General features: G+C 72.1%; 15 protein-coding genes. 11 read left to right on the top strand and 4 right to left on the bottom strand.

Annotated elements, in window-relative coordinates; genetic code table 11:
* The first annotated feature begins 14 nt into the window (after positions 1 to 14).
* Genes L1857_RS25380 through L1857_RS25355 form a run of 6 tightly spaced genes read left to right on the top strand, consistent with a single transcriptional unit; the run spans position 15 to position 5,033 of the window.
* Positions 15 to 776 carry an SDR family oxidoreductase gene (locus L1857_RS25380; RefSeq protein ID WP_094008171.1) on the top strand — a complete coding sequence of 254 codons (762 nt, stop codon included), beginning with the start codon at positions 15 to 17 and terminating at the stop codon, positions 774 to 776.
* Positions 773 to 1,681 carry an SDR family oxidoreductase gene (locus tag L1857_RS25375; protein WP_094008170.1) on the top strand — a complete coding sequence of 303 codons (909 nt, stop codon included), beginning with the start codon at positions 773 to 775 and terminating at the stop codon, positions 1,679 to 1,681. Before L1857_RS25380 ends, L1857_RS25375 begins: the two co-directional genes overlap by 4 nt.
* Positions 1,681 to 2,421 (top strand): enoyl-CoA hydratase family protein, encoded by a 741-nt coding sequence (locus tag L1857_RS25370; protein WP_094008169.1) that lies wholly within the window; start codon positions 1,681 to 1,683, stop codon positions 2,419 to 2,421. Before L1857_RS25375 ends, L1857_RS25370 begins: the two co-directional genes overlap by 1 nt.
* A complete protein-coding gene (locus tag L1857_RS25365; RefSeq protein WP_116110354.1) occupies positions 2,411 to 3,265 on the top strand; it encodes a CoA transferase subunit A in 855 nt (284 codons plus the stop codon). Before L1857_RS25370 ends, L1857_RS25365 begins: the two co-directional genes overlap by 11 nt.
* On the top strand, positions 3,262 to 3,984 hold the full coding sequence (locus tag L1857_RS25360; RefSeq protein WP_116110355.1) for a CoA-transferase subunit beta: 723 nt from the start codon (positions 3,262 to 3,264) through the stop codon (positions 3,982 to 3,984). Before L1857_RS25365 ends, L1857_RS25360 begins: the two co-directional genes overlap by 4 nt.
* Before the next feature lie 2 nt (positions 3,985 to 3,986).
* Positions 3,987 to 5,033 (top strand): NAD(P)H-dependent flavin oxidoreductase, encoded by a 1,047-nt coding sequence (locus L1857_RS25355; protein ID WP_116110392.1) that lies wholly within the window; start codon positions 3,987 to 3,989, stop codon positions 5,031 to 5,033.
* Here the strand turns inward: L1857_RS25355 and L1857_RS25350 are convergent, their stop codons facing one another.
* Genes L1857_RS25350 through L1857_RS25340 form a run of 3 tightly spaced genes read right to left on the bottom strand, consistent with a single transcriptional unit; the run spans position 5,034 to position 8,101 of the window.
* Positions 5,034 to 6,185 carry an acetyl-CoA C-acetyltransferase gene (locus L1857_RS25350; protein ID WP_249466478.1) on the bottom strand — a complete coding sequence of 384 codons (1,152 nt, stop codon included), beginning with the start codon at positions 6,183 to 6,185 and terminating at the stop codon, positions 5,034 to 5,036.
* Positions 6,186 to 6,194: 9 nt separating this feature from the next.
* Positions 6,195 to 6,965 (bottom strand): SDR family oxidoreductase, encoded by a 771-nt coding sequence (locus L1857_RS25345; protein WP_094008165.1) that lies wholly within the window; start codon positions 6,963 to 6,965, stop codon positions 6,195 to 6,197.
* Entirely contained in the window at positions 6,962 to 8,101 is a 1,140-nt protein-coding gene (locus tag L1857_RS25340; protein WP_249466475.1) for an acyl-CoA dehydrogenase family protein, read from the bottom strand. The genes L1857_RS25345 and L1857_RS25340 overlap by 4 nt, the downstream gene beginning before the upstream one ends.
* An 83-nt stretch (positions 8,102 to 8,184) precedes the next feature.
* On the opposite strand from L1857_RS25340, the gene L1857_RS25335 reads away from it, so the two are divergent.
* Genes L1857_RS25335 through L1857_RS25315 form a run of 5 tightly spaced genes read left to right on the top strand, consistent with a single transcriptional unit; the run spans position 8,185 to position 13,630 of the window.
* Positions 8,185 to 9,699, top strand: a complete 1,515-nt coding sequence (locus L1857_RS25335) for a FadD3 family acyl-CoA ligase (RefSeq protein ID WP_116110358.1) — start codon at positions 8,185 to 8,187, stop codon at positions 9,697 to 9,699.
* Positions 9,700 to 9,708: 9 nt separating this feature from the next.
* Positions 9,709 to 10,554, top strand: a complete 846-nt coding sequence (locus L1857_RS25330) for an enoyl-CoA hydratase (protein WP_094008162.1) — start codon at positions 9,709 to 9,711, stop codon at positions 10,552 to 10,554.
* On the top strand, positions 10,555 to 11,685 hold the full coding sequence (locus tag L1857_RS25325; protein WP_094008161.1) for an acyl-CoA dehydrogenase family protein: 1,131 nt from the start codon (positions 10,555 to 10,557) through the stop codon (positions 11,683 to 11,685).
* Positions 11,682 to 12,605, top strand: coding sequence for an acyl-CoA dehydrogenase family protein (locus L1857_RS25320; protein ID WP_249466471.1), 924 nt, complete (start codon positions 11,682 to 11,684; stop codon positions 12,603 to 12,605). Before L1857_RS25325 ends, L1857_RS25320 begins: the two co-directional genes overlap by 4 nt.
* Complete coding sequence (locus L1857_RS25315) at positions 12,602 to 13,630, top strand: acyl-CoA dehydrogenase family protein (RefSeq protein ID WP_240323142.1); 1,029 nt, start codon at positions 12,602 to 12,604, stop codon at positions 13,628 to 13,630. Before L1857_RS25320 ends, L1857_RS25315 begins: the two co-directional genes overlap by 4 nt.
* Here the strand turns inward: L1857_RS25315 and L1857_RS25310 are convergent.
* Positions 13,627 to 14,442: an MBL fold metallo-hydrolase gene (locus tag L1857_RS25310; RefSeq protein ID WP_094008159.1), complete on the bottom strand. Its 816-nt coding sequence runs from the start codon at positions 14,440 to 14,442 to the stop codon at positions 13,627 to 13,629. The genes L1857_RS25315 and L1857_RS25310 overlap by 4 nt on opposite strands.
* Between the last annotated feature and the right edge of the window lie 387 nt (positions 14,443 to 14,829).

Raw genomic sequence — 14,829 nt, 5'->3', positions numbered from 1 at the left:
CTAGTTTTGGGTCCGTGGAGACCGATCTGGGTTTGGCCGGCGCCGTGGTTCTGGTGACCGGGGGCGTGCGTGGCGTGGGCCGGGGCATCAGCCAGGTCTTCACGGCGCAGGGCGCACGGGTGGTGACTTGCGCCAGGCGCGAGCCGGAGGCGCCGGTGGGGCAGTTCGTCGCCTGCGATGTGCGGGAGCCGGAGCAGGTCGAGGCGCTGATCGCCCGGATCGTGGCCGAGCACGGTCGCCTGGACGTGGTGGTGAACAACGCGGGTGGAAGTCCGTTCGCCTCCGCTGCCGAGGCGTCGCCGCGGTTCCACGACAAGATCGTGCAGCTGAACCTGCTGGCCCCGCTGCTGGTGGCGCAGCAGGCGAACGCGGTCATGCAGCGCCAGGACGGTGGCGGGTCGATCGTGATGATCTCCAGCGTGTCCGCGACCCGCCCCTCGCCGGGAACGGCCGCGTACGGCGCGGCGAAGGCGGGGCTGGACAACCTGACGGCGAGCCTGGCGGTGGAGTGGGCGCCGAAGGTGCGGGTCAACGCGCTCGACGTCGGGATGGTGCGCACCGAGCAGTCACACCTGCACTACGGCAGCGACGTGGCGGCGGTCGGGAAGACGGTGCCGCTGGGACGGCTGGCCGAGCCGGAGGAGATCGGGCAGTGCGCGGCGTTTCTGGCTTCCCCGCTGGCTTCCTACGTGTCGGGGGCGACGTTGCAGGTGCACGGCGGTGGTGAGGCGCCCGCGTTCCAGGCGGCCGCGGATGTCAACAGGGAGGGTTCATGACGGGGTTGTGCCAGGACCGCGTGGTCGTGGTGACCGGCGCCGGGCGCGGCATCGGGCGGGCGCACGCGCTGGCGTTCGCGGCCGAGGGCGCGCGGGTGGTGGTCAACGACGTCGGCGTGGCCCTCGATGGTTCCGCGACCGGGGACGGTCCGGCCGCCCGGGTGGTGGCCGAAATCGAGGCGCTGGGCGGCCAGGCCGTGGCGAACACCGACGACGTCGCCGACTGGGCCGGGGCGCGGGCGTTGATCGGCACCGCGGTGGAGCGGTTCGGCCGGCTGGACGTGCTGGTCAACAACGCGGGGTTCGTGCGGGACCGGATGCTGGTCAACCTCGGCGAGGACGAGTGGGACGCGGTGATCCGAGTCCACCTCAAGGGCCACTTCGCCCCGCTGCGGCATGCGGCGGAGTACTGGCGCGCGGAGGCGAAGGCCGGGCGGATGCCGAGCGCGCGGGTGGTCAACACCAGTTCCGGCGCGGGCCTGCTGGGCAGTGTGGGGCAGTCCAACTATTCGGCCGCGAAGGCGGGGATCGCCGGGCTCACGGTGGTCGCGGCGGCGGAGCTCCAGCGGTACGGCGTGACGGTGAATGCGATCGCCCCCTCGGCACGCACCCGCATGACCGAGGAGGTGTTCGCGGAGACGATGGCCCGCCCCGATGAGGGGTTCGATGCGATGGCGCCGGAGAACATCTCGCCGCTGGTGGTGTGGCTCGGTAGTGCGGAGTCCGGCGCGGTGACGGGCCGGGTGTTCGAGGTCGAGGGTGGCAAGGTGTCGCTGGCGCAGGCGTGGCGGCACGGCCCGTCGGTGGACAAGGGCAGCCGCTGGGAACCGGGGGAACTCGGGCCGGTGGTGGAGAAACTGATCGCCGAGGCGCCCGCGCCCGAACCCGTGTACGGAGCGAGCTGATGCCGGTTCTGACCAAACGGGACGGTCACGTCGAGATCGTCACCGTGGATTTCCCGCCCGTGAACGCGCTGCCGGTGCAGGGCTGGTTCGACCTGGCCGCCGCCGTGCGGGGCGCCGGAGAGGATCCGGACGTGCACACGGTGGTGCTGCGCGCGGAGGGCCGGGGGTTCAACGCCGGGGTCGACATCAAGGAGATCCAGCGCACCGCGGGCTACGAAGCACTCGTGGGGGCGAACAAGGGCTGCTACGCGGCGTTCGGTGCGGTGTACGACTGCGCGGTGCCGGTGGTGGCGGCGGTGCACGGGTTCTGCCTGGGCGGCGGGATCGGCCTGGTCGGCAACGCGGACGTGGTGATCGCCTCGGAGGACGCCACGTTCGGGGTACCGGAGGTGGAGCGGGGCGCTCTGGGCGCGGCGACCCACCTGGCCCGGCTGGTGCCGCAGCACCTGATGCGCACCCTCTACTTCACGGCGCGCACGATCACCGCGGCCGAGCTGCACCGGCACGGCTCGGTGTACCAGGTGGTGCCGCGCGAGCAGCTGGACGAGGCGGCGCTGGCGGTGGCGCGGGACATCGCGGCCAAGGACCCCCGGGTGATCCGGGCGGCGAAGGAGGCGTTGAACGGCATCGACACCCAGCACGTGCACCGCAGCTACCGGTTCGAGCAGGGGTTCACCTTCGAGCTGAACCTGCTCGGTGCGTCGGACGAGGCCCGTGAGGAGTTCCTGAATGGCCGATAAGCGCATGACCGCCGACGAGGTCGCGGCGGAGGTTCGCGACGGCATGACCATCGGCATCGGCGGCTGGGGCTCGCGCCGCAAGCCGATGGCCCTGGTCCGTGCTCTGCTGCGCACTCCCGTGAAGGACCTGACCGTGGTGTCCTACGGCGGCCCGGATGTGGGCCTGTTGTGTGCGGCCGGGAAAGTCAGGCGGGTGGTGTTCGGGTTCGTCACGCTGGACTCGATCCCGTTCGACCCGTGGTTCGGCCGTGCCCGCGAGACCGGGGCGATCGAGGTGACCGAATACGACGAGGGCATGTTCGCCGCCGCCCTGTCCGCAGCCGCGCAACGATTGCCGTTCCTGCCACTGCGGGCCGGGCTGGGCTCCGACGTGATGCGGGTGAACCCGGAGTTGCGCACGGTGCGGTCGCCCTACGCCGACGGCGAAGAGCTGGTGGCGGTGCCCGCGCAGGACCTGGATGTGGCGCTGGTGCACCTCAACCGCGCCGACGCCCGCGGCAACGCCCAGTACCTCGGCCCGGACCCCTACTTCGACGATCTGTTCTGCCTGGCGGCGAAGAAACGCTTCGTCTCGGTGGAAAAGGTGGTGGACACCGCGGAGCTGGCTGGGCCGGTGCAGTCGCTGTTGCTGAACCGCGGCTCGGTGGACGGTGTGGTGGAAGCCCCGCGGGGCGCGCACTTCACCACCGCGGTGCCCGACTACGGCCGGGATGAACGGTTCCAGAAGCACTACGTGGCCTGCGCCAAGGACCTGGACGCCTGGCCGGGGTTCGTCGACCGGTTCCTGTCCGGCGACGAACGGCAGTACCTGTCCGAAGTGGATCGATTCGAGGCGGCGGCATGAGCGCGACCCGGGCCGAGATCGCCGTGGTGGCGGTGGCCGAACTCTTCCGTGGCGACGGCGAAATCGTGGCCAGCCCCATGGGCTACATCCCTTCGCTGGGCGCGAAACTCGCCCGCCTGACCTTCGAACCCGACCTGCTGCTCTCCGACGGCGAGGCCTACCTGATCGACGCCGACGGGAACGTGGAAGGCTGGCAGCCGTTCCGCAAGATGCTGGACACCATCGTCCCGCACGGGCGGCGTCACGTGGTGATGGGCGCCAACCAGATCGACAAGTTCGGCAACCAGAACATCTCCGCCATCGGCGACCACACCCGCCCGGCGAAGCAGCTCCTCGGCGTGCGGGGCGCGCCGGGCAACACGGCCAACCACCGCACCAGCTACTGGGTCCCGCGGCACAGCCCCCGGGTGTTCGTCGAGAGCGTGGACATCGTGTCGGGCGTGGGCTACGACAACGCCGCCAAAGCCGGACTGAAGTACCACGACGTGCACCGCGTGGTGACCAACCTGGGCGTGTTCGATTTCGCCACCCCGGATCGCTCGATGCGCGCCGTCTCGCTGCACCCCGGTGTCACGCCCGAGGAGATCACCGCTGCCACCTCCTTCGAGATCGATCTCTCCAGCGCGGCTACCAGCCGCGAACCCACCGAGGAGGAGCTCCGGCTCATCCGCGAGGTGCTCGATCCGAAGGGCTTGCGGGACAAGGAAGTGCCGTCATGACCCTGGACACCGCCCTGACCCGGCTCGTCGGGGTGCGGCATCCGGTGGTGCAGACCGGCATGGGCTGGGTCGCCGGACCCCGCCTGGTCTCGGCGACCGCCGAAGCCGGCGGGCTGGGCATCCTGGCCTCGGCCACCATGACCTACCCCGAACTCGAATCCGCGATCGCAGACGTCAAACACCGCACCGGCCAGCCCTTCGGCGTGAACCTCCGCGCCGACGCCGCTGATGCTCCCGAGCGGGTCGACCTGCTCATCCGCGAGGGCGTGAAAGTCGCCTCCTTCGCGCTGGCGCCGCGCAAGGAAATGATCGCCAAACTCCGCGACCACGGCGTCGTGGTGATCCCGTCGGTCGGAGCCGCGCGGCACGCCGAGAAGGTCGCCGCCTGGGGCGCGGACGCGGTGATCGTGCAGGGCGGCGAGGGCGGCGGCCACACCGGGGGAGTGGCCACCACCCTCCTGCTGCCCTCGGTGCTCGACGCCGTGGACATTCCCGTGGTCGCGGCGGGCGGGTTCTTCGACGGCCGCGGACTGGCCGCCGCACTCGCCTACGGGGCCGCGGGGGTGGCGATGGGCACGCGGTTCCTGCTCAGCAAGGAAAGCACCGTGCCCGAGGAGGTCAAGCGCGTCTACCTCGCGCAGGGCCTGGCCGGGACGGTGGTGACCGAACGCGTCGACGGGCTGCCGCACCGCGTGTTGCGCACTGAGCTGGTCGACAAGCTGGAAGACACCGGGCGGGTCCGGGGCACCATCCAAGCCCTCCGCAATGCGTTGCGGTTCCGGCGGATCACCGGGCTGTCGCTGCCCGCGATGGTGCGCGAGGGGCTGGCGATGAAGCACGGCAACGAGATGACGTGGAGCCAGATCCTGATGGCGGCCAACACGCCGATGCTGCTGCGCGCCGGCCTGGTCGACGGCCGCACCGACGCGGGTGTGCTGGCGTCCGGCCAGGTGGTCGGGATGATCGACGACCTGCCGACGGTGGCCGAGATCGTGCAGGTCACGGTCACCCAGGCGGAGGAGATCCTCCACCGCCTGGGCACCGCCTGATCAGAGCCATTCGATGATCGTCACGTTCGCGGTGCCGCCGCCCTCGCACATGGTCTGCAACCCGTAGCGCCCACCGCGCCGTTCCAGCTCGTGCAGCAGCGTGGCGAGCAACTTCGTGCCGGTGGCGCCGATCGGGTGGCCCAGCGCGATCCCGCCGCCGTTGACGTTCACCCGCGCGGGATCCGCCCCGGTCTCGTCGAGCCAGGCCAGCACCACGCTGGCGAAGGCCTCGTTGACCTCGAACAGGTCGATGTCGTCCACCGTCAGTCCCGTCTTGCGCAGGGCGTGCGCGGTCGCGGGGATGGGGCCGGTGAGCATCCACACCGGATCCGCCGCCCGCACCGAGATGTGGTGGATGCGCGCCCGCGGCGTGAGCCCGTGCTCCCGCACGAACTTCTCCGAGGCGAGGACGGCCGCGCTGGCGCCGTCGGAGATCTGGCTCGCCACCGCGGCGGTCAGGCGCGACCCGTCGCTGAGCGGCTTCAAGCCCCGCATGCGTTCCAGGCTGGTGTCGCGGCGCGGGCCCTCGTCAACCTCGAAGCCGTCCACGGGCACGATTTCCGCGGCGAACCGTCCGGAGTCGATGGCGTCGAGGGCGCGCTGGTGGCTGCGCAGCGCGTAGGCCTCCATCGCTTCGCGCGTGATGTCCCAGTGCTCGGCGATCATGTCGGCGCTGCGGAACTGCGACACCTCGACACTGCCGTAGCGCTCCTGCCAGCCCTTCGAGCCGGAGAACGGGTCGTCGAAGCCGTACTCCCGCCCGGCGAGCATCGCGGCGCTGATCGGGATGCGGCTCATGTTCTGCACCCCGCCGGCCACCACCAGGTCCTGGGTGCCGGACAGCACGGCCTGCGCGGCGAAGTGCACGGCCTGCTGGCTGGACCCGCACTGCCGGTCCACGGTCACCCCCGGCACGTGGTCGGGGAACCCGGCGGCCAGCCACGCGGTGCGCGCGATGTTGCCGGACTGCGGGCCGAGGGTGTCGGTGCAGCCGAGGATCACGTCGTCGACCAGGTCCGGGTCCACCCCGGTCCGCTCGACCACGGCGCGGATGACGTGCGCGCCCAGGTCGGCGGAGTGCCATCCGGACAGCGCGCCACCACGCCGTCCGACGGGGGTGCGCACGGCGTCGAGGAGAAATGCTTCAGGCACAACGGCTCCCTAGGGGTGCTGGCTGGACACGGACACGACCTCGCCGGTCAGGTAGGAGGCGTAGTCGCTGGCGAGGAACACCATCACGTTGGCGACTTCCCACGGCTGCGCGGCGCGGCCGAACGCCTCTCGTTGCTCCAGCTCGTGCAGCAGCTCGTCGCTGGTGACCTTGGCGAGGAAGGGGTGCATCGCGAGGCTCGGTGCGACGGCGTTGATCCGCACCCCGTGTTCGGCGGCATCCAGGGCGGAACACCGGGTCAACGCCATCACCCCGGCCTTCGCGGCGGCGTAGTGCGCCTGCCCGGCCTGGGCGCGCCAGCCGATCACGGAGGCGTTGTTGACGATCGCCCCACCACCGCCCTGCTCCACGAACTGCCGCAACACCGCCCGGGTGCAGCGGAACGTGCCGGTCAGCGTGATGTCGAGAACCCGGGACCATTCCTCATCGGTCATCTCCAGCACCGACTTCGTGCCACCGAGCCCGGCGTTGTTGATCATCACGTCGATCCGGCCGAACTGCCCCACCGCACCCGCGATCAGCGCCTGCACCTGCTCCTCGTCGGTGACGTCGCAGGCGATCGCGTGCACCTTGCCCAGCTCCGCGAGCTCGGTGGCCTTCTCCGCGAGGCGGCGTTCGTGCCAGTCGCTGATCACCACGCTCGCGCCCTCTTCCAGGCAGCGTTTCGCCACCGCGGAGCCGATGCCGGTGCCGGCGGCGGCGGTCACGACCACGACTTTGCCGGCGAGCAGGTCGTGCCCGGGCGGGTAGTGGGGGATCAACGGGCCTCCTTGGGCAGGCCGAGCACCCGCTCGGCGATGATGTTGCGTTCGATCTCGTCCGAGCCGCCGTAGATCGTGTCGGCCCGGGTGAACAGGAACAGCCGCTGCCACTCGTCCAGCTCGCCCTCGGCCACCAGCGACCGCGCGCCCCGCGCCCGCACCGCCAGCTCGCCCAGGCGGCGATGCCACTGCGCCCACATCAGCTTGCCGACCGCGACCTCCGGCCCCGCGGCCTGACCCAGCGTCCGCAGCGCGTGCGCCCGCAATACCCGCAGGCCCATCCGCGCGCGCTCCAGATCGGCGCGCAGCAGCGGATCGTCCCAGGTGCCCAGGCGTTTGGCCGCCGCCTCGATTCCGTCGAGTTCGCGGCGGAACCCGATCTGCTGCCCCAGCGTGGACACCCCGCGCTCGAACCCGAGGGTGGCCATCGCGATCCGCCACCCCTCGCCCGGCTCGCCGACCACCATCGACGCGGGGGTGCGGGCGTCGTCGAAAAAGACCTCGTTGAACTCCGAGGTGCCGGTCAGCTGCTGGATCGGGCGGACCGTCACCCCGTCCTGTTCCAGCGGCACCAGCAGGTAGGACAGGCCGCGATGCCGCTGAGACCCCCGCTCGGTGCGCGCCAGCACGAAACACCAGTCCGCGACGTGCGCCAGCGACGTCCAGATCTTCTGGCCGTTGATCACCCACTGGCCGTCCCGCAGCTCCGCCGAGGTGGACACCGCCGCCAGATCCGACCCGGCACCGGGCTCGGAGTAGCCCTGGCACCACAGTTCCTCGACCGCCACGATCTTCGGCAGGAACCGGCTCTGCTGCTCCGGCGTGCCGAACGCGATCAACGTCGGCCCCAGCAACTGCTCCCCGATGTGGTTGACCCGCGCCGGCGCCCCCGAGGCCGCGTACTCCTCGTGGAAGGCCACCTGCTCCTCCAGCGACAACCCGCGCCCGCCGAATTCGGCCGGCCAGCCCACGCACGTCCACCCCGCCGCCGCCAGGTGCCGCTCCCACGCCAGCCGCAGCTCGAACGCCTCGTGCTCGCGCCCCGGCCCGCCCAGCCCACGCAGCCGCGCGAACTCACCGGTCAGGTTGTCCGCCAGCCAGTCCGCGACCTCACGGCGGAACCGCGTCAGCTCCAACGCACGCCTCCTTGCTGCCAGGCCTCCGGGCCACCTAGGGTAATGAGAACACGTTCTAGTTTCTCGGTCCAGGGGAGGGTGCGGTGGGACAGACCACGATCCCGGCCGTCGTCCGCGATGCCGCCGCGAAGTTCGGCACGTCCGAGGCGCTGGTCGACGGCGGCGTGCGGCTGGATTTCGGGCAGCTTCTGGAACGTGTTCAGACCGTGGCCCGGGCGTTCCTGGCCCGCGGGATCGGACCCGGTGACCGGGTCGCGATCAACCTCCCGAACACCCGCCACTGGGTGCTGTCGGCGCTGGGCGCGCTGTACGCGGGCGCGGTGCTGGTGCCGGTCAACACCCGGTTCACCGCCGCCGAGACCGTGGACCTGCTGGCCCGCAGCCGGGCCAAGGCGCTGGTCGTCGCGGCCGACTTCCTCGGCGCCGACCGGCACGCCGCGATCCGGGCGACCGGCGCCGCCCTGCCGGACCTCGGCACCGTCGTCCGCGTCCCGCTCGAACAACCGCACCGCCCGGTCGAAGGCACCCTCGGCTGGGACGAGTTCCTCGCGCTCGCCGAGCAGGTGCCCGTAGCCGACGCCGAAGTCCGCGCGGACGCCGTCCGGCCGGACGACGTCAGCGACATCCTGTTCACCTCCGGCACCACCGGCCGCTCGAAGGGCGTGCTGTCCGCGCACCGGCAGGTGGTCGACGTGGCCGCCGCGTGGGCGGAGTGCGGCCGCGTCACCGCCGACGACCGGTACCTGGTGATCAACCCGTTCTTCCACAGTTTCGGCTACAAGGCCGGGATCGTGGTGTGCCTGCTGACCGGGGCCACGATCGTGCCCCAGGCGGTCTTCGACGTGCGGACCACGCTCGGGGTGATCGAACGCGAGCGGATCTCCGTGCTGCCCGGCGCGCCGACGATCTTCCAGTCACTGCTCCAGGAGCCCGACCGCGGTGACACCTCGTCGCTGCGGCTCGCCGTCACCGGCGCGGCGACCGTGCCCGCGTCGCTGGTCCGGCGGATGCGCGCCGAGCTGGGGTTCGAGACCGTGCTGACCGCCTACGGGCTCACCGAGGCGGTGGTGGTGACCATGTGCCGGCCCGGCGACGACGCCGAGCTGGTCGCGAGCACGTCCGGGCGCGCGACCGCCGGGTTCGAGGTGGCGATCCGCGGCGCGGAGGTCGTCGTCCGCGGGCCCAACGTCATGCTCGGCTACCTGGACGACCCCGAGGCGACCGCGCAGGCGATCGACGAACAGGGCTGGCTACGCACCGGCGACGTCGGCGTGCTCGACGACGGCGGCAACCTGACCATCACCGGCCGGCTCAAGGACATGTACATCTGCGGCGGGTTCAACGTCTACCCGGCCGAGGTCGAGCACGCCCTCACCGAGCTGGCCGGCGTGCGCGACGTCGCCGTGGTCGGGGTGCCGGACGAGCGTCTGGGCGAGGTCGGCAAGGCGTTCGTCGTCGGCGACGGGCTGACCGCCGAGCAGGTGATCGGGTTCTGCCGGGAGCGGCTGGCCAACTACAAGGTCCCGCGGCTCGTCGAGTTCGTCGGCGAGCTGCCCCGCAACGCTTCCGGCAAGGTGCTGAAGCGGCAGCTGAGGTGAGGAGCAGGCATGAGTGAACCGGTGGTCCGCTACGAGCGCCGGGGCGCGGTGGCGCTGGTGACGATGAACCGCCCCGAGTACCGCAACGCGCAGAACTCGGCGGTGACCTACGCGCTGGACGACGCGTTCACCCGGGCGGTGAACGACGCCGAGGTGAAGGTGATCGTGCTGGCCGGGGAGGGCAAGCACTTCTCCGCGGGCCACGACATCGGCACGCCCGGCCGGGACGTGGACCAGTCGTTCGAGCGGCGCGCGGTGATGTGGTGGGACCACACCACAAGGGAGGGCGGGGATCAGCGGTTCGCCCGGGAGTCCGAGGTGTACCTGGGGATGTGCCGCCGCTGGCGGGAGATCCCGAAACCGATGATCGCTTCGGTGCAGGGGGCGTGCATCGCGGGCGGGCTGATGCTGGCCTGGATCTGCGACCTGATCGTGGCCTCCGACGACGCGTTCTTCGCCGATCCCGTGGTGCGCATGGGCATTCCGGGGGTGGAGTACTTCGCGCACCCGTGGGTGCTGGGGCCGCGGGCGGCGAAGGAGGTGCTGTTCACCGGGGAGCGGTTCAGCGTGCAGCAGGCGAGGGAATGGGGAATGGTCAACCGGGTCGTGCCGCGGACGGAGCTGGCGCAGCGCACTCTGGAGCTGGCGGACAAGATCGCGGAGATGCCGCAGTTCGGTCTGGCGCTGGCGAAGAAGGCGGTCAACCAGGCCGAGGACCTGATGGGGCTGCGGTCCGGAATGGACTCGGTGTTCGGGCTGCACCACTTCGCCCACGCGCACAACGCGGAGACTTCGACGGATTCGCTGGGCGGGCAGGACGCGCGCTCGATGCGGGACGCGAACAAGGGGGCGTGAGTGGACCTGGACATCGATCCCGAGTCGGCGGCGTTCCGCGACGAGGTGCGGGAGTGGCTGGCCGAGCACGTGCCCACGCTCCCGTCCATGGATACCGCGGAAGGCTTCGCGGCGCACCGCGAGTGGGAGGCTCAGCTGGCCGACGCGCGGTTGTCGGTCGTGTCGTGGCCGCGCGAGTATGGCGGCCGGGACGCGTCGCTGTTGCAGTGGGTGTTGTTCGAGGAGGAGTACTACGCCGCGGGCGCACCCGGACGCGTCAGCCAGAACGGGATCTTCATGCTCGGGCCGACGCTGTTCGCGCACGGGACGGCCGAGCAGCGGGACCGGATCCTGCCCGCGATGGCGCGGGGTGAGCAGGTGTGGGCGCAGGCGTGGTCCGAGCCCGAGGCCGGGTCGGACATCGCGGCGTTGCGCAGCAGCGCGGTGCGCACCGACGGCGGCTGGTTGCTGTCCGGGCAGAAAACCTGGAGCTCCCGGGCCGCGTTCGCCGATCGCGCGTTCGGGCTGTTCCGGACCGATCCGGCGGAGCAGCGGCATCGCGGGCTGACGTACTTCATGTTCGACCTGCGCGCCGAGGGCGTGACGGTGCGGCCCATCCCGCAGCTGGACCTGGAGCCGGGGTTCGCCGAAATCTTCCTGGACCGGGTGTTCGTGCCGGATGAGGACGTGATCGGCGAGCCGGGGCAGGGCTGGCGGGTCGCGATGACCACCGCCAACAACGAACGCGGCCTGTCGTTGCGCAGCCCCGGCCGGTTCCTCGCCGCCGCCGGCCGGCTCGTGGATTTGTGGCGTGCGGAGGGGGAACCGGCCGCGGCGCGGGACCGGGTGGCCGACGCCTGGATCGGGGCGCGGGCCTACCAGCTCTACACGTTCGGCACCGTGTCCCGGCTGGCCGAGGGCGGGGAGCTGGGGCCGGAGTCCAGTGTGAACAAGCTGTTCTGGTCGCACCTGGACGTCGCCCTGCACGAGACTGCGCTGGACCTCCTCGGCCCGTACGGTGAGACCGACCCCGCGTGGGTGGACGGCTACCTGTTCTCCCTCGCCGGCCCGATCTACGGCGGCACCGACCAGATCCAGCGCAACACCATCGCCGAACGGCTGCTGAAACTGCCCAGGGAGGCCCGCCGATGAGGTTCGCGTTGTCGGCGGAGCAGCAGGACTTCGCCGCGAGTCTGCACGACTTCCTCACCGGCGCCGACCCGGTGGGCGCGGCCCGGGCGTGGGCGCAGGGACGGCACGAACCCGGGTTCAAGGTGCTGCGTGGCCTGGCCGAACTGGGCGTGCCGGCGCTGCTGATCGACGAAGGCCACGGCGGGCTCGGCGCTTCACCGGTGGACCTGGTGGTGGCCTTCGAGGCCCTGGGCTACCACGCCGTGCCCGGCCCGCTCGTCGAGACGGCCGCGGTCGCGCCCGCCGTCGAGGCGGCCGGGTCGTGGTGGCCCGCCCTGGCGGCGGGGGAGGTCTTCGCCACGGTGCTCGCCCCGCCACACGTGCCGCTGGCACTCGACGCCGACATCGCCGGCCTGGTGGTGGATCTCGGCGCGGGCACCGCCGCACCGGCCGGGCACGGGGAATTCGTGCAGTCGGTGGATCCGGTCCGGCGGTTGTTCCGGCTCGGCACCTCCGCGCCGGCGACCGACGGCCGGGCCTTCGACCTGGGCGTTCTCGCGGTGGCCGCGCAGCTGCTCGGCGCCGGGCAGTGGCTGCTGGACGCCGCGGTCGCCTACGCGAAGCAACGCAGCCAGTACGGGCGGCTGATCGGCGAGTACCAGGCGGTCAAGCACCTGCTGGCCGACGTCGCCACCCACCTCGAACTGGCCCGGCCCCTGGTGCACGGCGCCGCGGTGACCCTGAGCCCGCGGGACGTCTCGGCCGCGAAGGTCAAGGCCGGGGACGCCGCCTACCTGGCCGCCCGCACCGCGTTGCAGGTCCACGGCGCCATCGGCTACACCGCCGAACACGACCTCGGGCTGCGGCTGACCAAGGTGCGTGCCCTGATCGGCGCGTGGGGCGACGGCGGGTTCCACCGCGAGCGGGTGCTGACGCCATGAGCCGGGTCGATCCGATGTGGACGGAGGAGGCGCGGGCGCTGCGGGAGTCCGTGCGGACGTTGCTGGCGCGGCGGTCAGGGCCGGCGGCGGTGCGCGCCGCGATGGCGTCCCCGCTGGGGTACGACGACAAGCTGTGGTCGACGTTGTGCGAGCAGATCGGCGTCGCGGCCCTGGCGATCCCCGAGGAGTACGACGGTGCCGGCGCGACGCTCGCCGAGGCGTGCGTGGTGCTGGAGGAGCTGGGGCGCACGCTGACCCCGGCCCCGATGCTCGGCTCGGCGGTGCTGTGCGGGCAGGCGCTGCTGCTGACCGGCGACGACGAGGCGTGCCGGCGGTTGCTGCCCGGCATCGCCGCGGGGAGCAGCGTGGCCGCGCTGGCCTGGTCCGGTGAGGACGGACGGTGGTCCCCGGCGTGCGTCTTCGCGGACGGGCGGGTCGACGGCCGGGCGCACTACGTGCTCGACGGCGACCTCGCGGACGTCCTGCTCGTGGTGGCGCGCACGCCGGAGGGCCCGGGCCTGTTCGAGGTCACCCCGGCGGACGCCCGCCGCGAGCCCGTGACCACCCTCGACCCGACCCGGCGGCTGGCGGTCGTCTCGCTTGAGGCCGCCCCGGCGCGACGGCTGGACACCGGCGGATTCGACCTCGGGCGGCTGCGTGCGCTCGCGGTCGTGGCGCTGGCGGCCGAGCAGGTCGGGGCCGCGGCCAGGGCGCTGGAGCTGACCGTCGAGTACACCAAGCAGCGGCGCCAGTTCGGCCGTCCGATCGGGGGTTTCCAGGCGCTCAAGCACCGCATGGCCGACGTGCACGTGCACGTGGAAGCCGCCCGGTCGGCGTTGTACGGCGCCCTGACCGGCGACGACCTGGAGGCGGACGCGGCGACGGCGCGCCTGGTGTGCTCGGAGGCGTTCCAGCACGCCGCCGCCGAGATGATCCAGCTGCACGGCGGAATAGCGATCACCTGGGAACACGACGCGCACCTGTACTTCAAACGCGCGCACGGCAGCGCGCTGCTCTTCGGTTAGGTGACCACGGGCGGCGCCGGTTCGAAGGTCGCCAGCAGTTCCTCCAGCGCGGCTTGGTCCGGGCCGACGAACGGGTCGGCATCCGGAGCCGTGGCGGCCCGGTCGAGGAACTCCGCCGCGCGCCCCGGCGCCGGGGGCAGGTGGGTGCTCAGGATGACCGCCGGGTCGAACTCCCGCAGCGGCGCCATCGTCGCCAGGTACCGGTCCCGGTCGACGTTGTGCACCCACGGGCTGTCCACTGTGGCCCACAGCAGCTGGCCGGCGTGCAGCGCCTCCGCGGGGGCGTTCGCCACGTCGTCGCAGGTGGCGAGTTCCGGGGTGGGCATCGGGGCGCCGAAGCAGTCCGAGCTGACGCACACCCCGTTGCTGTGGTCGAAGAAACCGACCGTCGCCGGGCTGTCGAACAGCGGCGGCCGGAATCCGGTCAGGCGGCGGCCGCCCGCGTCCAGCGACTGGCCGGGGTTGAGCAGGAACACCCGGTCGACCGGCAGCGGCCGCTCGGTCGACATGATGCCCATCGCCAGGTAGGTGGTGACCAAGCGGGCCCGCGGCGCCAGCTCGAGCAGGTCGAACAGCGCGCCGGTGTGATCGCGGTCCGGGTGGGTCAGCCAGATCCACCGCACGTCCGCGGGGTCGATCACCGTCCCCAGGGCGTCCAGGAAGCCGCGGCCGGGCAGGCTCAGCCCGGTGTCGACGACGACCGGTTCGGCGCCGTGCAGGACGAACGCGTTGACCGGGAGGAAGCCGATGCCGGGCACCTCGGCCTGGTCGCTCAGGACGCTCACCTCGCGCCCGATCCGGTTGATCTCCATGGCATCCGCCCTTCTTCCGCTCGTGCCGGACACGGTAGGCCGCGCGAGGCACCCGGCGATAAGGCCGAAATACCCGTTCCGGCAAATCGGGCCGCTCGGTCACCGTCGGTCGCGGGCGAGCCGGGTTATGCTGCGTCTGCTTCGACGGCGCGGCGGGGGAGGCGGTCATCATCGACGAGTTCAGGGCCGATCCGGCGGCCATCACCAAGCTCGCCCGGCTGGCCGGGCGCGCCGGGCACGCCGCTCAGCTGTACGCCGCCGCGGCGACCGGCGGTCCGAACGAACTGGGCGAGGGGCTGCTCGGGAAACTGGCCGCCCCGCTGGACCGGTGGCAGGCGCTCGGGGTCGCCAACGCCGGCCGCGCGGCCGCCCTGGCCCACGCCTACG

It is taken from the genome of Amycolatopsis thermalba (assembly GCF_023376025.1).
Lineage (GTDB): Bacteria > Actinomycetota > Actinomycetes > Mycobacteriales > Pseudonocardiaceae > Amycolatopsis_E > Amycolatopsis_E thermalba.
This window is presented reverse-complemented; position numbering and strand designations above follow the sequence as displayed.